This is a genomic window from Nocardioides lacusdianchii (assembly GCF_020102855.1).
In the GTDB taxonomy this organism is placed as follows: Bacteria; Actinomycetota; Actinomycetes; order Propionibacteriales; family Nocardioidaceae; genus Nocardioides; species Nocardioides lacusdianchii.
Window position 1 is genome coordinate 117,939 of record NZ_JADHZD010000005.1, and the last position, 16,166, is coordinate 134,104.

Consider the following 16,166-nt stretch of genomic DNA (forward strand, 5'->3'; position numbering starts at 1 on the left):
GCACTGACCGGGCGCTTCGTTCAGAACGAAGCGCCCGGTCGGCGTGTGTGACGGGCACGAAGTGCCCGGTCAGGATCAGGCGTTGCGGATCGCCGAGATGTCGAACTCGAGCTTGATCTTGTCGGAGACGAGGACGCCGCCGGTCTCGAGCGCGGCGTTCCAGGTGAGGCCCCAGTCCTTGCGGTTGATGGTGGTCTCGCCCTCGAAGCCGACGCGCACGTTGCCGAAGGGGTCCTGCGCGGAGCCGGTCTGCTCGAAGGGGATCGTGAGGGACTTGGTGACGTCCTTGATGGTCAGGTCGCCGGTGATGGCCCACTCGCTGCCGTCGCGCTTGACGTCGGTGGAGACGAAGGTGATGTTGGGGTAGGTCTCGGTGTCGAAGAAGTCACCGGACACGAGGTGACCGTCGCGGTCAGGGCTCCCGGTCGACACGGTGGTGACGTCGACGGTCAGGTCGACCTTCGAGCTCGACGGGTTGGCCTCGTCGATGCGGGCGGTCCCGGTGAAGGCGCCGAACTGGCCGCGGACCTTCGTGACCATGGCGTGGCGGGCGACGAAGCCGAGGCGGCTGTGGCTCACGTCGAGGGTGTAGTCGCCGCTGATGTCGTCGATGGCGGTGGTGGGGGCGTCGAATCCGGTGCTCATGTCAGAGGTCTCCTGGAGTGGTGGGGCGAAGTCGTTGGTAGAACTTTCAACCACCATAACGGACCGCCCGCGAGCTGCATTCCCGATCGGCCGGGAAATTTCGTCCGCGCCCGGAAATGCGTCGAGCCACGCCCCCGTGCGGGGGCGTGGCTCGTGCGTGGAGCGGGGTCAGGCAGCGGCGGCGTGAGCCGTCGGAGCAACCGACCAGCGGGCCTCCAGGTGGGTGCGCCCCGACGCATCGGTGACGCTCACCCACGTGCAGACCGGTGCTCCGGTCATCGAGTGCTTGCTCATGTGACACCTCCCGTTCACTTTCTGTTCACCTAAGATAGCACGTCCCCACTCACGCACCCCCTTTTCGCTCGACATCGCTCCGGAGCCCCCACTCGAGGGGTCGCATCGCGGCGTGGCGCCTCATTCGTCCCCACTTGGGACGAGAGGGACGGGGTCGGCGGTCGACGGGCGAGCCTGAAGATGCATTTCCTGCCCGATTTCGGGCAGGAAGTTGCCAATCCGATCCCCTGGATCCACGATCAGGGGGTGCCCGACCACGCCCTCGTCTCCCACGTCGTCGCCACCACGTCGCTCTCGGCGTCGGAGGCGGCGCGGGTGATCGAGGACGTGATCGCCTTCCACGCCCAGCCGGTGGAGATCTACGTCCGGGAGCGGCACGCCCACCTCAAGGCGTACGGCGCCAGGAACCCCGAGATCTTCGCGCGCATCGCCGCGGAGCTCGCCGACCGCGTCGTCGCAGCGCCGGAGCTCTCCGAGCGCCAGCTGCGCCGCATGATCTACGGGTGAGGGACGCGGAGCGAACTTCACGTCGGTGGTCGAGTGGCGCCCTCGGCCGAGGCGCGAGGGCGAGACGGCGCTGTATCGAGATCCGATCCCATTGACAGAAAGGCCCTACCCCACATGTGTGGAATCGTCGGCTACATCGGCCGCCAGGACGCAGCACCCGTCGTCCTCGAAGGACTGACCCGGCTGGAGCACCGCGGCTACGACTCGGCCGGCGTCGCCGTGCTCAGCGGCCGCGGGATCCGGGTGGCCAAGCGGGCCGGCCGGGTGCGCGAGCTCACCGACGCGCTGCCGAAGCGCTTCGCCGGCACGACCGGCATCGGTCACACCCGCTGGGCGACCCACGGCCCGGCCACGGACGCCAACGCCCACCCGCACGCGGACGAGTCCGGCCGGGTCGCGGTCGTGCACAACGGCATCATCGACAACTCCGCCGCCCTGCGTGCCGAGCTCGTCGACGCCGGGGTGACGCTCGCCAGCGACACCGACACCGAGGTGCTCGCCCACCTCGTCGCGCGCAGCGACGCCGACAGCCTCGAGGGCAAGGTCCGTGACGCGCTCGGCGCGGTCGTGGGGACGTACGGCCTCGCGGTGCTGCACGCCGACTTCCCCGACCGCATCGTGGTGGCGCGCAACGGCAGCCCGCTGGTGGTGGGGGTGGGTGACAAGGAGATGTACGTCGCCTCCGACCTCGCCGCGATCGTGCGGCACACCACGACGGTCGCGATGCTCGACGACGGCGAGATGGCCACGGTGACGGAGTCCGGCTTCACCACGATGCGCCACAGCGACCTGGCCTCGACGGGCAAGACCGCCAGCGAGGTCGACATCGACGCGTCGGCGTACGACGCCGGGGACCACGAGTCCTACATGCACAAGGAGATGCTCGAGCAGCCGACGACCGCGAAGGCCGTGCTGCGCGGGCGGCTCGACGACCGCTTCGGCACCGCGCACCTCGGCGGCCTCCACATGGACGCGCGCGACCTGAGGGCGGTGCGCCGGGTCAAGATCCTGGGCTGCGGGTCGGCCTACTACGTCGGCCAGATGGGCGCCGCCCTCATCGAGGAGCTCGCGCGGATCCCCGCCGACGCCGAGGCGGCCAGCGAGTTCCGCTACCGCGACCCGGTGATCGAGCCCGACACCCTCTACGTCGCGGTCAGCCAGTCAGGCGAGACCATCGACACCCTGCTCGCCGTGCAGGAGGTACGTCGCAAGGGCGGGCGCTGCGTGGGCCTGGTCAACGTCGTGGGCTCGGCGATCGCGCGGGAGTGCGACGGCGGGATCTACCTCCACGCCGGGCCCGAGGTGGCGGTCGCGAGCACCAAGGCGCTGACCAACATGTTCCTCGGCTTCGCGCTGCTCGCCCTCCAGCTCGGCCGGGTGCGGGACCTGTCGATCGCCGACGGCAAGCGGCTCGTCGCCGGGCTGGAGAGACTGCCCGGCCAGATCGAGGAGATCCTCGCCGGCGAGGCCGACCTGGTCGAGGTGGCGAAGGACCTGGCCGAGGCCCGCAGTCTCTTCTTCATCGGCCGGGTGCGCGGCTTCCCGGTGGCACGCGAGGGCGCGCAGAAGTTCAAGGAGATCAGCTACCGCCACGCCGAGGCCTACCAGACCTCCGAGCTCAAGCACGGCCCGCTGGCGCTGATCGACCCCGAGGTGCCGACCGTCGCGCTCGTGCCGCGTGATGAGCTGACCGAGCGCAACATCGGCGCGCTCCACGAGATCGCCGCCCGCAAGGGTCCGCTCGTCGTGGTCACCCACGCCGACGTGCACCTCGGCGAGGTCGGCGCCCGTCGCATCGACGTGCCCCGCAACGAGCCGGAGCTCGACCCGATCCTGCTCACCATCCCGCTGCAGCTGCTGGCCTACCACGCCGCGCAGCACCTGGGCCACGACATCGACAAGCCCCGCAACCTGGCCAAGTCCGTCACGGTGGAGTAGTCGCACCTCGACCCCGGGGTCCTGAGATGGACTGGGCGCCCCTTGCCGCATGGGGTCGGCAAGGGGCGCGCCGTGGAGAACGATCCCATCCGGCCCTCGTCGGTGTCCGGGGTTCGTCGGAACTACCGCCGCATTTTGCTGTCCTCTGGATCACGTGTGGCGGACGGCGCCGTCACGTGGTGGTCCGGAGGACGGACGGAGTGGTGGAGCATGCGCGGACGAGCTCCAGCGCCCGGCGTGCGACCGGCTCGGCGACCGCGCGGTCGGCCGGCACCAGCCCCACCCGCGTGCGCCGCTCCAGCAGGTCGTCGACGTCGTGCGCGCCCTCGTGGGTGATGGCGAAGACCAGCTCGGCGAGCGTCACCGGCACCGCGTCGGACACCGGCGCGAGCAGCTCGTCGTCGGTGAGCCCGGTGACCTCGCGCGCAGTGGCCAGGACCAGGTCGGCGTCGGTGCCGAAGCGGCGTACGAGCCGGGCGGGGGCGGCGCTGCGGCGCAGGACGTCGGCGGGCGCGGCGCCGAGCAGCGCCAGGGACGCGGTGCGGCACGGGCGAGCGCCGTCGAGGGCCAGCGCGTCGAGGGTGTCCTGGGCCATCCGGCGGTAGGTCGTCAGCTTGCCGCCCACCACCGTCGTCACCCCGGTTCGGGAGGTGAGGATCGCGTGGCGTCGCGACAGGTCGGCCGTCGTGTCGGCCCCGGCCACCTCGAGCAGGGGCCGGAGCCCGGCGAAGGCCCCGACCACGTCGTCGCGCGTCGGGGGCGTGGCGAAGGCGCTGCCGACGACCTCGAGCAGGAAGGCGATCTCCGCCTCGCTCGGCACCGGCACGTCGGGCACCGGACCGGTGACGGGCTCGTCGGTGAGGCCGACGTAGATCGTGCCGTCGGGCTGCGGCAGCACCATCGCGAAGCGGGCCGTGGTGCCCGGGATCGGCACCATCACCGCCACCCGCGTCTGCGGCAGCGTCGCGCCGCGCAGCACGAGGTGGGTGCCGCGGCTGGGACGCAGCCGGACGTCGTCGTCGAGGTCGCCGGCCCAGACCCCGGTCGCGTTGACGACGGCGCGGGCGCGGACGGCGTACGCCTGCCCGGTGAGCTCGTCGCGCAGCTCGACGCGGGTGCCCGTCGCGCTCGTCACCCGGGCCCGCGTGCGCACCTCCGCGCCGTACGCCGCTGCGGTGCGGGCGAGGGTGACGACCAGCCGGGCGTCGTCCTCGAGCTGGCCGTCCCAGGCGAGCAGGCCGCCGCGCAGGGTGTCGGCGCGCAGCGACGGGACGAGGCCGAGCGCCTCGGTGGCGTTGAGGCGGCGGGGGCGGGGGAGCGTGCCGGTCGTGGTGCGGGCGGTGCGGCGCAGTGCGTCCCCGGCGCGGAGTCCGGCCCAGGTCAGCGCGGTGCGACCACGGGTCATGGAGGCGTCGACGGGCGTGAGCATCGGCAGCGGCCGGACCAGGTGGGGCGCCGTGACGTCCATCAGGATGCCCCGCTCGACCGCGCTCTCGTGGGCGATCGCGAGCTGCCCCTGGGCGAGGTAGCGCAGGCCGCCGTGCACGAGCTTGGACGACCAGCGCGAGGTGCCGAAGGCGAGGTCGTGGGCGTCGACCGCGAGCACGGTGAGCCCGCGCGTCACCGCGTCCAGCGCGACGCCCGCACCGGTGATGCCGAGCCCGACCACCACCACGTCGACCTCGGCGGGGACACCGTCGAGGCCGGGGGTGATGCGGGTGCCGGTCACGGTGCCAGGGACCCGGTGACGATCTGGGCGTACTCCTCGTCGAGGTCCGCGAGCCCGATGCCGGCGTCGGTCATCGTCATCGCCGAGAAGACGAAGCCGTGCCCGGCGAGGGTCAGCGAGCGCGCCATCAGGACCGGGTCGCCGGCGCGGATCGCTCCTGCGGCCTGGCCGTCCGCGATCTCGGCGGCGAGGATCTCGATGAGCGCCTCCTGCGAGCGGCCGCGGCGCGAGAGCAGGTAGGGGAGCATCAGGTCGGGGTCGAGCTCGACGATCCGCACGAAGAGCTCGTTGTCGCGCAGCGCCCGCACCGTCGAGACGGCTGCTGCAGCGATGCCGGCAGGGGTGGCGGTGTCCTTCGCGGCGACCTGCGTCGCGGCCGCGATGCCGACCCACTCCCGGGTCATCAGGTCGCCGAGCAGCGAACCCATGTCGGGCCACGCGCGGTAGATCGTCATCCGCGAGACCCCGGCGCGCTTCGCGACCTCGGTCAGCGTCGTACGCCGCCACCCGACGTCGAGGATGCAGTCGCGGGCCGCGTCGAGGTAGGCGTCCCGGGGGTCACCGGCCGGGCGGTCGATGTGACGAAGTGACGACATGTGTCACACTGTAACGCATGACTCCAGGGACGCCGACCGTCGAGATGCACCCGCACCGCTGGGGCGACCCCGCTGCCGCCACGGAGCTGCCGGAGTCGGCGCTCGGCCTGGTCGAGCTGGCCTTCGGCCTCCAGCAGCCCGCGGTGGCCGTCGACGCCACGCCCGCGCCGACGGCCCTCGACGACGAGCTGCTCGACGGCCTGCGCGCACTCGTGGGGGCCGAGCACGTGCTCCTCGACGACGCGACCCGCACGCTCCGCACCCGCGGCAAGTCGACCCCTGACCTGCTCCGTGCCCGGTCCGGCGACCTCACCGAAGCCCCCGACGCCGTCGTGCGTCCCGACGGCCACGGCGAGGTCCTCGCGGTCCTGGCGTGGGCGAGCGAGCACCGCGTCGCGGTGGTGCCCTTCGGCGGCGGCACGTGCGTCACCGGCGGCCTCGCGGCCCGACGCGACGGCTTCGCCGGCGTGGTGAGCCTCGACCTGGTCCGGATGAAGCGGCTGCTGGCCGTCGACGAGGAGTCGATGACCGTCACCCTCCAGCCCGGCCTGCGCGGTCCCGAGGCGGAGGCGCTGCTCGCGGAGCGCGGGCTGACGCTCGGCCACTACCCGCAGTCCTACGAGCACGCCTCGATCGGAGGCTTCGCCGCCACCCGCTCGAGCGGCCAGTCGAGCGCGGGCTACGGCCGCTTCGACGCGATGGTCGTCGGGCTCACCGTCGCAACCCCCATCGGCTCGCTCGACCTCGGCTCCTCGCCGGCCAACGCCGCCGGGCCCGACCTGCGCCAGCTGGTGCTGGGCTCCGAGGGAGCCTTCGGCGTCATCACCTCGGTGACCGTCCGGGTGCGTCGCGCGCCCGCGGTGACGGCGTACGAGGGGTGGCGCTGGCCGTCCTTCGACGCCGGCGCCGACGCGATGCGCGCCCTCGCCCAGGCCGGGCTGCTGCCCTCGGTGATCCGCCTCTCCGACGAGTCCGAGACCGCGCTCAACCTCGCCGACCCGACCTCGATCGGCGGGTCGGAGGACCCCGGCTGCCTGATGATCACCGGCTACGAGGGCACCCCCGCGCAGGTCGAGGCGCGCCGCGCCGCCGTGACGGAGGCGCTCGCCGGCCTCGGGGGCACCGCGCTCGGCGAGGAGCCGGGTCAGCGGTGGGTGCACGGCCGGTTCGCCGCGCCCTACCTCCGCGACGCGCTGCTCGACCACGGCGTGCTCGTCGAGACCCTCGAGACCGCGACCTTCTGGTCCCACCGGGCCCGGTTGTACGCCGACGTGCGGGCCGCGCTGCAGTCCGCGCTCGGCGACGGCGCGCTGGTGCTCTGCCACGTCTCGCACGTCTACGAGACCGGGTGCTCGCTCTACTTCACCGTCGCGGCCCGGCAGGGCGACGACCCGCTCGCCCAGTGGGCCGGGGCCAAGCGGGCGGCGAGCGAGGCGATGGTGGAGGCCGGGGCGACCATCACCCACCACCACGCCGTCGGCACCGACCACCGCCCGTGGCTGGTGCACGAGATCGGCGAGGTCGGCGTGCGGGTGCTGCGGGCGGTGAAGGCCGAGCTCGACCCGGCCGGGATCCTCAACCCGGGCGTGCTCGTCGCTCAGGGCTGACGGGAGAACGACCAGACCAGCAGCTCGGTCGGCTCCTCGGCGCGCACGGTGCGCCCGGGCTCGTCGGTGAGGCGTACGGCGTCGCCCGAGCGCAGCGCGAGCCCGTCGAGGTCCACCGCCCCGGTCGCGGCGAAGACGTGCTGGGCCGGGTCGTCGGGCAGCGCCACCGACTGACCACGTCCGAGCCGGGCCACCAGCAGGCGGGCACCGTCGGTGCCGAGCGGCAGCCCGTCGCCGCCGACGACGTCGACCAGGCCGTCCGCGTCCGAGGACGGCGCCTGGCCCACGACGTACGACGGCGCGGTGCCGGACGCGGACGGGGCCAGCCACGCCTGGACGAAGCGGCAGCGCCCGGAGGCGGGGTCGGCGACCTCGCTGTGCCGGATGCCGGAGCCGGCCGAGAGCACCTGCGCCCGGCCCGCCTCCACCACGTGGGAGGCGCCCGTCGAGTCCGTGTGGACCAGCGCGCCCTCGAGCACCCAGGTGACGATCTCGAGCTCGGCGTGCGGGTGCTCGGCGTAGCCGGCGGGCTCCGCCGCGGCCGGGTCGAGGACGTCGTCGTTGTGGCAGACGAGCGGACCGAAGCCGAGGTTGGCCGGGTCGTAGTGCGGCCCGAACGAGAAGGAATGCCTGGTCAAGCGCCCCTTGACGGCCTCCGACGACCTGTCGGATCCGGCGTACAGGGCCACGGTCATGCCGATATCTTCACGGATGTGTCCCCCCCGCACGACTTCCCCCTGCTCCCGCCCGGATTCCGGTTCGGCACGAGCACCGCGAGCTACCAGGTCGAGGGGGCGGCGGACGAGGACGGCCGGGGCCCGAGCATCTGGGACACCTTCTGCGCCGAGCCCGGCCGGGTCAGCGACGGCGGCTCCGGTGCGGTCGCGTGCGACCACTACCACCGTGTCGACGAGGACGTCGCGCTGATGCAGCAGCTCGGCACAGGGGGCTACCGCTTCTCGATCGCCTGGCCGCGCATCCAGCCGACCGGCCGCGGGCCGGCCAACGCGAAGGGCCTGGACTTCTACGACCGGCTCGTCGACACCCTGCTGGCGCACGGCCAGCAGCCGATGGCCACGCTCTACCACTGGGACCTCCCGCAGGCACTCGAGGACGAGGGCGGCTGGCTGAACCCCGACACCGCCCTGCGCCTCGGCGACTACGCCGCGATCGTGGGCGAGCGGCTCGCCGACCGCGTCGAGCACTGGGTGCCGGTCAACGAGCCCAACGTCGCCTCGCTCCTCGGCTACGGGATGGGCATGCACGCCCCGGGGCGGACGCTCCTCTTCGACGCGCTGTGGGCCTCGCACCACATGCTCGTCGGCCACGGCCGCGCCGCCATCGAGCTGCGCCGGGCCGGCGCGACCTCGATCGGCTGCGCCAACAACCACGCGCCGGTGTGGCCGGCCAGCGACGACGACGCCGACGTGGGGGCGAGCAAGCTCTTCGACGCGGTGTGGAACGGCCTGTTCCTCGAGCCGATGCTGCTGGGTCGCTACCCCGCCGACCTCGCGCCGCTGATGGAGGACATCGTCCAGCCGGGCGACCTGGCGACGATCCGCCAGCCGCTCGACTTCTACGGCGTCAACTACTACAACCCGATGAAGGTGGCCGCGGCGTCCGAGGGCTCGGAGCTGCCATGGGAGAACCGTGACGTCGTCGGCTACCCCACCACCGACCTCGGCTGGCCGATCGTGCCGGACGCGCTGCGCGAGTTCCTCGTGATGTTCCGCGCCCGCTTCCGCGCCGCGCTCCCGCCGATCGTGATCACCGAGTCGGGGTGCAGCTACAACATGGGCCCGGACGAGGACGGCGTCGTCGACGACCAGCCCCGCATCGACTACCTCCGCTCGCACCTCAACGCCGTGTCCGAGGCGATCCAGCGCGGTGTCGACGTACGCGGCTACTACTGCTGGTCGCTGATGGACAACTTCGAGTGGGCCGAGGGCTTCACCCAGCGCTTCGGCCTGGTGCACGTCGACTACGACACCCTGGTCCGGACGCCGAAGAAGTCCTTCGGCTGGTACGCCGACCTCATCAAGGCCCAGCCGCAGCACCTGTGAGGAGAGCCGCCACCGATAAGGTCGGGCCATGACCGAGCGCAGCGAGGGAATCAATCCCATGGAGCGCCCTCGTGCCTCGTCGGCGCCCGGAGCGAAGCGAGGACGTCGATGAGTCGTCGACGGGTGGTGTTCGTCGTGGGGTCGGGCCGCAGCGGCACGAGCACCATGGCCGGCACCCTGCGCACCCTCGGCCTCCACGTGCCGCAGCCGGAGGTCGTCGCCGACGCGACCAACCCCAAGGGCTTCGGCGAGCCGCGCTGGGTGGTGGACCTGCACCACGAGCTGCTCCAGCGCAGCAACGTGCAGGTCTCCGACGCCCGCCCGCGGGCCTGGCTCGACACCGGCACCACCAGCGGCGACCACGCCACCCGCGAGCGGGTCGCGGCCTGGCTGGAGGAGCAGTTCTCCGTCGCCGACGAGCTCGTCGTCAAGGACCCGCGCGCGTCGTGGTTCCTCGGCCTGTGGCGCGCCGCGGCCGACCGCTGCGACGCGACGTCGGCCTACGTCACCATGCTGCGGCCGGTCACCGAGGTGGTCGGCTCCAAGCAGACCTACTACGGCCAGATGGGTGCGGGGTCCGACCAGGGCGCGATCACCCGCACCGCCGCCTGGGTCAACATGATGCTCCACACCGAGCGCGCGACGCGCGGCCAGCAGCGCGCCTTCGTCCACTACGGCGACCTCCTCGACGACTGGACGCAGCCGGTCTTCGCCCTCGGCGAGGCCTTCGACCTCCAGGGCGTGAAGACCGCGATGGCGGTCGACATCGCCGAGGTGCACCGCTTCATCGACCCCTCGCTGCGCCGGGTGACGATGACGTGGGACGACATCGGTGTGCCGGACCGGCTGCGCGAGCTCGCCGACGAGACCTGGCAGGCGCTGGACGCGATCGCCGCGGACGACTCGGAGAAGAACCGGGAGTGGTGCGACCAGCTCCGCACCGCCTACGCGGGCCAGTACGCCGAGGCGGAGGCGTTCGCCCACTCGACCGTCGTGGCCCAGCGGCGCCGCGCCGCTGCGGACGCCCGCCGTGACGCGCTCGAGGAGGCACCGTCGCGCAGCGCCGCGGACCGGGTGCCCCACGCCGTACGCGCGATGGTGCCGCCCGCGGCCCGGCAGAAGCTCCGCAGGGTGATGGGCCGGGAGCGCCCCCAGGGATCCGCCTGATGCCCGACATCGCGTCGCTCGAGGGGGATCCGGCGTACGACGTCACCTGGCCGTGGACCTCCGGTGAGCCACTGGAGCCCGGGCTGACGTGCGTCTTCCGCGTCCGCAACGAGGCGCGCAACCTGCCGTGGGTGCTGCCGCCGGTCTTCTCCGCGGTCGACCACGTGCTGCTCGTCGACAACGGCTCCGACGACGGCACCGCCGACGTGGCGCGCCGCGTCGCCGAGGAGTGCGGTGCGGGCGAGCGGCTGACCGTCCTGGACTACCCCCACCGGGTCTCGCGCGCCGGCGGCGAGCACCTCGCCACGCCGGCCACGAGCGTGCACTCGCTGACGCACTTCTACAACTGGTGCTTCTCCCACGTCCGCACCACCTACTCGATGAAGTGGGACGGCGACATGGTGCTCACGCCCGAGGGTGCGGGCATCCTGCGCGACCTCGCGTGGCAGCTGCAGTCGACCCGGGCGATCGTGGCGATGCCGCGCCACCCGCTGACCGTCGTCGACCCGTCCACCGGCTGGCTCGACCTGTCCCTGCGCTTCCTCGAGCCGTGGGTCTACCCGATGGGCCCGGACTTCACCTTCGTGAAGGCCTTCGACTGGGAGCTGCGCGAGTTCCCCGCCGGGGTCGAGCGGATCGTGCTCCAGCAGGGGCTCGTGCTCGAGGTCAAGTGGCTCGACGCCGACGAGTACGCCCACTGGCGGCGCGACGGCGTCGACTTCACCAACACCCGGCTCTACCGCAAGCTGCGCGAGTTCGAGGTCGACGAGGCGATCCGCCACGGCGACCCCGAGGCGCTCGGCGGGCTGGTCAAGGTGACGGCGCCCGAGGGCGTGCACATCATCGACCACGTCAGCCGCGACTGGCTCTGGCGCCAGCCGCGTCCCCTGGTGCAGCACTCGCTGCCGTCGTCCCTGAAGCACCGAGCGCCGAAGGAGGGCGCGCGACCGTGAGCCCCACCCCCCAGCAGCCCGCCCACCACCCGCTCCGGGACCTCCGGCTCCCGGGTCCGACCCTGGTGCTCGTCGACGACTCCGACGCCCTGGCGCTCGAGGCGCTCCACGGCATCGAGGACGTCCCCGGGATCGAGCCGCAGATCGTCACGCTGTCGGCCCTCGGCGGCCCGCGCAAGGGCTGGGGCTCGGTGCTCGTCGTGGCAGCCGACCGCGCCCGGCTGCGGCGGATGGCGAGCGCCGTGCCGCTGCTGGGCCAGTGCAAGGCGATCGCGTGCTGGCTCACCGACGCCCCGACGCCGTGGGTGCTGGTGCCGCGTCCGGAGTGGCCGCCGCTGGTGCACCTCGCCGCCCGCGAGGCCGGTGACCGCGGCGTGCTCACCGTCGCCCGCTTCGCCTCGGGCGCGCGCGCCCAGCTGGTCGTGATGGAGATGGCCCGCCAGGCCGCCGGCCAGGGCGACACCACCCACGGCGGGCTCGTCGTGGCGTACGCCGGCCGTCCCGCCGCGCCCGGCCTCGACGCCCGCAGCGTGCTGCTGCCCGGCGTGGCCGGCGCCGGAGACGCCGAGCGCGACGTGCCGCCGGACGTCGTCGTCGCCCGTCGCGGAGGAGAGGTCGCTCCCCACCACGTCATCGACCGCGCACCGACCGTCGTCACCGACCCCGGTCCCGAGCCGGTGGACGAGCGGGTCTTCAACCCGATCGGCTTCCGCAAGGACTGGGACCACCCGGTCGTCGACCTGTCGCGCATCAGCGCCGGGCCCGTCACCGAGGGCGTCGTGGAGGCCGCGCGCGGCTTCCAGGGCGTGCGCCTCACTGCCGACACCCCGACCGCCGACCTGCTCGCGCTCGCGATCTCGGGCGTCCCGGTCGTGACCGAGGGCGTGCTCGACGTGGCGCCCGCGCTCGCCGCGGCGCTGGACGCAGACGTCGACCTCGACGACGCGTTGCGCCGCGAGGAGCACAGCCTCGCCGTGCGCCGCGCGGCCTTCGACCACCACTCCACGCTGGCCTGGCGCTCGGCGCTGGCCTCGCGTTCCGGCGTACGCCACGTCGCGCTGCCTCCGGTCAGCGCGCTGCTGTCGACCAAGCGCCCCGACATGCTCGAGTTCGCGCTGCGGCAGGTGGCCCGGCAGCGGGGCGCCGAGGTCGAGCTGGTGCTGGCCGCGCACGGCTTCGAGCCCGACCGCGACGCCGTACGCCGGGTGCTCGGCGACCAGCCGCACCAGGTGCTCACCTTCGAGGAGTCGGCCTTCTTCGGCGACGTGCTGACCGCAGCGTCGCGGGCGGCGTCGAGCGACGTGCTGCTCAAGGTCGACGACGACGACTGGTACTCACCCGACGCCGTGCACGACCTGCTGATGGCGCGACGCTTCTCCGGCGCCGACGTGGTCGGGATGCCGTCGGAGTTCGTCTACCTCCACGCCAACGCGGAGCGCGAGGACCTCACCGTGCGCCGCAAGCACCCCTCGGAGCTCTTCGCCCGCTTCGTGGCCGGCGGCACGCTGCTGCTCGACCGCGGCCTGCTGCGCTCGCTCGGAGACTTTCGCCGGGTGCGCAAGTTCGTCGACGCGCAGCTGCTCGCCGGGGTCGAGGCGGCGGGCGGTCGGATCTACCGCACCCACGGCCTGGGCTACGTCCTGCGGCGCACCGGTGCGGGACACACCTGGGCCCGGGACGACGAGGAGTTCCGCCGACCTGACATCGTGGCCTCGGAGTGGAAGGGGTTCCGGCCCAGCCTGGCGCTGGAGGTCGATCCGCTCGACCGGCCTGACGGGGGGAGCTAGGACATGGCGCGGCAGCCGGTGGTGCGGCACAACGACTGGGGGTCGCTGACCCCCGCGACGCTCGGCGACTGGGAGCCGACGCTGTCGGTCACCGTCGTGGTGCCGACCTTCAACTACCAGCACACGCTGCCCTACGTCCTGGCCGGGCTCGCGGCGCAGTCCTACCCCTCGCACCTGCTCGAGGTGCTGGTCGTCGACGACCAGAGCTCCCCCGCGCAGGATCTGCCCGAGGTCCGTCCCGAGCACACGCGGCTGATCCGGGTCGAGGAGGGCTGGGGCCGCGCCAACGCCTGCCACCTCGGCGCGATGGCCGCCGACGGCGACGTGCTGCACTGGTACGACGCCGACATGCTCGCCTACCGCGAGGAGGTCGAGGCGCACGCCCGCTGGCACCACCTCGTCGACTACGCCGTCCCCGGCGGGCACAAGCTCTTCGTCGACCCGGCCGGCCTGCTCGCCACCGACCCCGCCGTGGTGCGCGACCGCGTGGCCGCGGGCGAGGCCGGCGACCTCTTCCCCGGCCAGGAGCACGAGCCGCACCAGTGGGTAGAGGACTACTGGGCCAAGACCGACGACCTGCGCACCGCGGGCCCGCGCGCCCAGCGCTTCCACATCGGCATGACCGGCTCGGTCACCAAGGCGCTCTACCTCGACTCCGACGGCTTCGACCGCACGCTGCGCCTCGGCGAGGACATGCACCTGGGCCACTCGCTGGCCCAGGCCGGCGGCGTCTTCGTCGTCGACCGCGAGGCCCGCAGCTGGCACCTCGGCCGCTCGCAGGTCCTGCGCCGCGCCGAGCAGGTCAACCGCTTCAACGACCCCTACCTCGCGGACCTCGTGCCGACGATGCGCCCCAAGCGCAACCGCCACGGCCGCGCCTACCAGGTGCCCTACCTCGAGGTCGTGCTGCACGCCGGGCCCGCCGACGAGACGATCCGCGTCGTCGACTCGCTGCTCGACGGCGACGTGCCCGACCTCCGCGTCACCGTCGTCGGGCCGTGGGGCTCCGTCCACGACGAGCGCGTCCAGCCGGTCGAGGACCCGGTGCTGGAGACCCGGCTGGTGCACCGCTCCTACCTCCACGAGCCACGCGTACGCCTCGTCGAGACCGCGCCGGCGACCTCGGACGCCGAGTTCGTGCTGACCCTGCCCGACGTCACGCTCGCCCCGCTCCCCGCCGCGCTGGCGGCCCTGCTCGACGACCTCGAGCGCACCCACCACGGCGCCCGCGTGCTGGCGTACGACTCGGGCGCGGCAGCGCGCCTCGAGCGCACCTCGGCGCTGGCCCGCGTCGCCCGCCTGGCCGGCGACGGCGACGACCGCGAGGCGCTGCTGGAGGAGTCCTTCGGGGTGAAGGCCTACCCGGCGACCGACGTGGGCTTCGTGCCGGTCGACCTGCGGGTCGTGGAGCGCTTCACCCTCGGCGCCCGGCCGGCGATGGACCCGGACAGGTCGGAGAACCGGCTGCGCAAGGCGCTCCGGAAGGCTGCCGACGCCTCCGTGGTCCACGCGCCGGACGCCGACGCCGATCCCGAGCCCGACGGCAAGCGGGGGTTGTTCGGCCGGCGTCGGTAGGTCTCGATACGCCTCGCCCAGCGAGGAGAACTCGGTGGTCGAGTAGCACGCGAGCGCCAGCGAGCGGCGTATCGAGACCCACGCACCAGCGATGAGGTGGATCAGTCGGCGCCGAAGAGATCCCGGGTGTAGACCTTGTCGACCACGTCGCGCAGCTCGTCCGACATCCGGTTCGCCACGATCACGTCGGCGCGCGCCTTGAAGGACGCCAGGTCGTCGGTGACCTCGGAGCCGAACCACGAGTCCTCGCCGAGCTCGGGCTCGTAGACGACCACCTCGACGCCCTTGCCCTTGAGGCGCTTCATGATCCCCTGCACCGACGACTCGCGGAAGTTGTCCGAGCCGGCCTTCATCAGCAACCGGTGGATGCCCACGACCCGCGGGTGGCGGTCGAGGATGTCGAAGGCGATGAAGTCCTTGCGGGTGGTGTTGGCGTCGACGATGGCCGAGATCAGCGTCTGCGGGACGTCGCTGTAGTTGGCCAGCAGCTGCTTGGTGTCCTTGGGCAGGCAGTAGCCGCCGTAGCCGAAGGACGGGTTGTTGTAGTGCGTGCCGATGCGCGGGTCGAGGCCGACACCGTCGATGATCGCCCGCGAGTCGAGGCCGCGTGAGAGGGCGAAGGAGTCGAGCTCGTTGAAGTAGGCGACGCGCATCGCGAGGTAGGTGTTGGCGAAGAGCTTGATCGCCTCGGCCTCGGTGGGCTCGGTGAAGAGCACGGGCACGTCGTCGGCGTCGGCGCCCTTGACGAGGAGCTCGGCGAAGGCGCGCGCCCGCTCGGAGTCCTCGCCCACCACGATCCGGGCGGGGTGCAGGTTGTCGTGCAGCGCCCGGCCCTCGCGGAGGAACTCGGGGGAGAAGATCACCGCGTCGGTGCCCAGCCGCTGGCGCACGTCCTCGACGTAGCCCACCGGCACGGTCGACTTCACGACCATCGTCGCTGCGGGGTTGACCCGCAGGACGTCGCGCATCACCGCCTCGATCGAGCTGGTGTCGAAGTAGTTGGTGACAGGGTCGTAGTTGGTCGGCGTCGCGATCACCACGAAGTCGGCGCCGGCGTGGGCGACCTCGGCGTCGGTGGTGAAGGCCAGGTCGAGGTCCTCGGTGGCGAGGAAGCGCGAGATGTCGTCGTCGTGGATCGGGCTCTCACCGGCCTCGAGCCGCGCGATGCGCTCGGCGTCGAGGTCGAGGCCGACGACGGTGTTGTGCCGTGCCAGCAGCACCGACATGGAGAGGCCGACGTAGCCGAGCCCGGCGACAGAGATCTTCGTGGTCACCGGGTCAGTGTGCCGCACCTCGGTGACCGGT

The 16,166-nt window shown here is 72.8% G+C and carries 14 protein-coding genes; 8 read left to right on the forward strand and 6 right to left on the reverse strand.

Features of this window, described 5'->3' with window-relative positions:
- Nucleotides 1-75: 75 nt before the first annotated feature.
- The gene (locus IRX98_RS09010; protein WP_224275980.1) at nucleotides 76-645 is read right to left on the reverse strand and encodes a YceI family protein; all 570 of its coding nucleotides are present in this window, start codon (nucleotides 643-645) and stop codon (nucleotides 76-78) included.
- Nucleotides 646-813: 168 nt separating this feature from the next.
- Nucleotides 814-939 (reverse strand): hypothetical protein, encoded by a 126-nt coding sequence (locus IRX98_RS23020; RefSeq protein ID WP_268928837.1) that lies wholly within the window; start codon nucleotides 937-939, stop codon nucleotides 814-816.
- Nucleotides 940-1,185: 246 nt separating this feature from the next.
- Between IRX98_RS23020 and IRX98_RS09015 the strand changes: the two genes are divergently transcribed.
- Together IRX98_RS09015 and glmS are read left to right on the forward strand one after the other, a co-directional pair.
- Nucleotides 1,186-1,446: a hypothetical protein gene (locus IRX98_RS09015; RefSeq protein WP_224275982.1), complete on the forward strand. Its 261-nt coding sequence runs from the start codon at nucleotides 1,186-1,188 to the stop codon at nucleotides 1,444-1,446.
- A 114-nt stretch (nucleotides 1,447-1,560) separates the two neighbouring features.
- Nucleotides 1,561-3,384, forward strand: a complete 1,824-nt coding sequence (gene glmS, locus IRX98_RS09020) for a glutamine--fructose-6-phosphate transaminase (isomerizing) (RefSeq protein ID WP_224275984.1) — start codon at nucleotides 1,561-1,563, stop codon at nucleotides 3,382-3,384.
- Between the two features lie 172 nt (nucleotides 3,385-3,556).
- Here the strand turns inward: glmS and IRX98_RS23410 are convergent, their stop codons facing one another.
- Nucleotides 3,557-5,113 (reverse strand): glycerol-3-phosphate dehydrogenase/oxidase, encoded by a 1,557-nt coding sequence (locus tag IRX98_RS23410; protein ID WP_224275986.1) that lies wholly within the window; start codon nucleotides 5,111-5,113, stop codon nucleotides 3,557-3,559.
- On the reverse strand, nucleotides 5,110-5,709 hold the full coding sequence (locus IRX98_RS09030) for a TetR/AcrR family transcriptional regulator (protein ID WP_224275988.1): 600 nt from the start codon (nucleotides 5,707-5,709) through the stop codon (nucleotides 5,110-5,112). Before IRX98_RS09030 ends, IRX98_RS23410 begins: the two co-directional genes overlap by 4 nt.
- Before the next feature lie 17 nt (nucleotides 5,710-5,726).
- On the opposite strand from IRX98_RS09030, the gene IRX98_RS09035 reads away from it, so the two are divergent.
- On the forward strand, nucleotides 5,727-7,316 hold the full coding sequence (locus IRX98_RS09035) for an FAD-binding oxidoreductase (RefSeq protein ID WP_224275990.1): 1,590 nt from the start codon (nucleotides 5,727-5,729) through the stop codon (nucleotides 7,314-7,316).
- On the opposite strand, the gene IRX98_RS09040 is transcribed toward IRX98_RS09035, so the two are convergent.
- A complete protein-coding gene (locus IRX98_RS09040) occupies nucleotides 7,307-8,011 on the reverse strand; it encodes a pirin family protein (RefSeq protein ID WP_224275992.1) in 705 nt (234 codons plus the stop codon). The two genes, IRX98_RS09035 and IRX98_RS09040, sit on opposite strands and share 10 nt — an antisense overlap.
- Before the next feature lie 18 nt (nucleotides 8,012-8,029).
- Between IRX98_RS09040 and IRX98_RS09045 the strand changes: the two genes are divergently transcribed.
- The 5 genes from IRX98_RS09045 (at nucleotide 8,030) to IRX98_RS09065 (ending at nucleotide 14,861) form a co-directional block, all read left to right on the forward strand.
- Nucleotides 8,030-9,379 carry a GH1 family beta-glucosidase gene (locus IRX98_RS09045; RefSeq protein ID WP_224275994.1) on the forward strand — a complete coding sequence of 450 codons (1,350 nt, stop codon included), beginning with the start codon at nucleotides 8,030-8,032 and terminating at the stop codon, nucleotides 9,377-9,379.
- A gap of 108 nt (nucleotides 9,380-9,487) precedes the next feature.
- Entirely contained in the window at nucleotides 9,488-10,546 is a 1,059-nt protein-coding gene (locus IRX98_RS09050) for a sulfotransferase family protein (protein ID WP_224275996.1), read from the forward strand.
- Nucleotides 10,546-11,499 carry a glycosyltransferase family protein gene (locus IRX98_RS09055; protein WP_224275998.1) on the forward strand — a complete coding sequence of 318 codons (954 nt, stop codon included), beginning with the start codon at nucleotides 10,546-10,548 and terminating at the stop codon, nucleotides 11,497-11,499. Before IRX98_RS09050 ends, IRX98_RS09055 begins: the two co-directional genes overlap by 1 nt.
- On the forward strand, nucleotides 11,496-13,286 hold the full coding sequence (locus tag IRX98_RS09060) for a hypothetical protein (RefSeq protein WP_224276000.1): 1,791 nt from the start codon (nucleotides 11,496-11,498) through the stop codon (nucleotides 13,284-13,286). The genes IRX98_RS09055 and IRX98_RS09060 overlap by 4 nt, the downstream gene beginning before the upstream one ends.
- Nucleotides 13,287-13,289: 3 nt before the next feature.
- Nucleotides 13,290-14,861 (forward strand): glycosyltransferase family 2 protein, encoded by a 1,572-nt coding sequence (locus IRX98_RS09065; RefSeq protein ID WP_224276002.1) that lies wholly within the window; start codon nucleotides 13,290-13,292, stop codon nucleotides 14,859-14,861.
- 101 nt (nucleotides 14,862-14,962) lie between these two features.
- On the opposite strand, the gene IRX98_RS09070 is transcribed toward IRX98_RS09065, so the two are convergent.
- Nucleotides 14,963-16,135 carry a nucleotide sugar dehydrogenase gene (locus IRX98_RS09070; RefSeq protein ID WP_224276003.1) on the reverse strand — a complete coding sequence of 391 codons (1,173 nt, stop codon included), beginning with the start codon at nucleotides 16,133-16,135 and terminating at the stop codon, nucleotides 14,963-14,965.
- Nucleotides 16,136-16,166 lie beyond the last annotated feature (31 nt).

Bases quoted from the DNA above. Each gene is read 5' to 3' on its own strand.
- IRX98_RS09010 (WP_224275980.1), bottom strand. From the start codon at position 645: ATGAGCACCGGATTCGACGCCCCCACCACCGCCATCGACGACATCAGC.
- IRX98_RS23020 (WP_268928837.1), bottom strand. From the start codon at position 939: ATGAGCAAGCACTCGATGACCGGAGCACCGGTCTGCACGTGGGTGAGC.
- glmS (WP_224275984.1), top strand. From the start codon at position 1,561: ATGTGTGGAATCGTCGGCTACATCGGCCGCCAGGACGCAGCACCCGTC.
- IRX98_RS09030 (WP_224275988.1), bottom strand. From the start codon at position 5,709: ATGTCGTCACTTCGTCACATCGACCGCCCGGCCGGTGACCCCCGGGAC.
- IRX98_RS09035 (WP_224275990.1), top strand. From the start codon at position 5,727: ATGACTCCAGGGACGCCGACCGTCGAGATGCACCCGCACCGCTGGGGC.
- IRX98_RS09040 (WP_224275992.1), bottom strand. From the start codon at position 8,011: ATGACCGTGGCCCTGTACGCCGGATCCGACAGGTCGTCGGAGGCCGTC.
- IRX98_RS09050 (WP_224275996.1), top strand. From the start codon at position 9,488: ATGAGTCGTCGACGGGTGGTGTTCGTCGTGGGGTCGGGCCGCAGCGGC.
- IRX98_RS09055 (WP_224275998.1), top strand. From the start codon at position 10,546: ATGCCCGACATCGCGTCGCTCGAGGGGGATCCGGCGTACGACGTCACC.
- IRX98_RS09065 (WP_224276002.1), top strand. From the start codon at position 13,290: ATGGCGCGGCAGCCGGTGGTGCGGCACAACGACTGGGGGTCGCTGACC.